Annotated in this window: 1 rRNA gene; it reads left to right on the forward strand. The window is 48.0% G+C overall.

The features are described 5' to 3' along the window. Positions 1-114: 114 nt before the first annotated feature. A 16S ribosomal RNA gene (locus HMPREF3023_RS03130) occupies positions 115-1,639 on the forward strand. Positions 1,640-1,682 lie beyond the last annotated feature (43 nt).

Consider the following 1,682-nt stretch of genomic DNA (forward strand, 5'->3'; position numbering starts at 1 on the left):
AATAGTGTGAAGATAGATAAACAATTCGTGATTTAATCACAGATTCTTTTAAAGAATCACAAGCAAACCAGATATTCGTTTAGTTTTGAGAAAACTAATGAGTCATACAAATTTTTAATTGAGAGTTTGATCCTGGCTCAGGACGAACGCTGGCGGCGCGCTTAACACATGCAAGTCGAGCGATGAAATCTTGACAGATCCCTTCGGGGTGAAGATAAGATGGATTAGCGGCGGACGGGTGAGTAACACGTGAGTAACCTGCCTTAGACATTGGGATAGCCTCGGGAAACCGGGATTAATACCAAATGAAATCATAGGTGCCCATGCACTAATGATCAAAACTCCGGTGGTCTAAGATGGACTCGCGTCCCATTAGCTAGTTGGTGAGGTAACGGCCCACCAAGGCGACGATGGGTAGCCGGCCTGAGAGGGTGAACGGCCACATTGGAACTGAGAAACGGTCCAAACTCCTACGGGAGGCAGCAGTGGGGAATATTGCACAATGGAGGGAACTCTGATGCAGCGACGCCGCGTGAACGATGAAGGCTTTCGAGTCGTAAAGTTCTTTTATATGGGAAGATAATGACGGTACCATAAGAAAAAGCCCCGGCTAACTACGTGCCAGCAGCCGCGGTAATACGTAGGGGGCTAGCGTTGTCCGGAATCACTGGGCGTAAAGGGTTCGCAGGCGGAAATGCAAGTCAGATGTAAAAGGCAGTAGCTTAACTACTGTAAGCATTTGAAACTGCATATCTTGAGAAGAGTAGAGGTAAGTGGAATTTTTAGTGTAGCGGTGAAATGCGTAGATATTAAAAAGAATACCGGTGGCGAAGGCGACTTACTGGGCTCATTCTGACGCTGAGGAACGAAAGCGTGGGTAGCAAACAGGATTAGATACCCTGGTAGTCCACGCTGTAAACGATGAGTGCTAGGTATCGGAATAATTCGGTGCCGCAGTTAACACATTAAGCACTCCGCCTGGGGAGTACGTGCGCAAGCATGAAACTCAAAGGAATTGACGGGGACCCGCACAAGCAGCGGAGCATGTGGTTTAATTCGAAGCAACGCGAAGAACCTTACCAGGGCTTGACATACTGAGGACCGGTATAGAGATATACCCTCTTCTTCGGAAGCCTCAATACAGGTGGTGCATGGTTGTCGTCAGCTCGTGTCGTGAGATGTTCAGTTAAGTCTGGCAACGAGCGCAACCCCTATCTTTAGTTACCAGCATTTCGGATGGGGACTCTAAAGAGACTGCCGATGATAAATCGGAGGAAGGTGGGGATGACGTCAAATCATCATGCCCTATATGCCCTGGGCTACACACGTGCTACAATGGAAGATACAAAGGGAAGCGAGATAGTGATATTAAGCCAACCTCAAAAAGTCTTTCCCAGTTCGGATTGTACTCTGCAACTCGAGTACATGAAGATGGAGTTGCTAGTAATCGCAGATCAGCATGCTGCGGTGAATGCGTTCCCGGGTCTTGTACACACCGCCCGTCACACCATGGAAGCTTGTAATACCCGAAGCCTGCGAGCGAACCTTAGGGAAGCAGCAGTCGAAGGTAGGATAGGTGACTGGGGTGAAGTCGTAACAAGGTAGCCGTATCGGAAGGTGCGGCTGGATCACCTCCTTTCTAAGGAAAATAAATCTTCACACTATTTTAATTATATATATGG

Origin of the sequence: Peptoniphilus sp. HMSC075B08 (assembly GCF_001815405.1) — a bacterium.
GTDB lineage: Bacteria > Bacillota > Clostridia > Tissierellales > Peptoniphilaceae > Peptoniphilus_A > Peptoniphilus_A harei.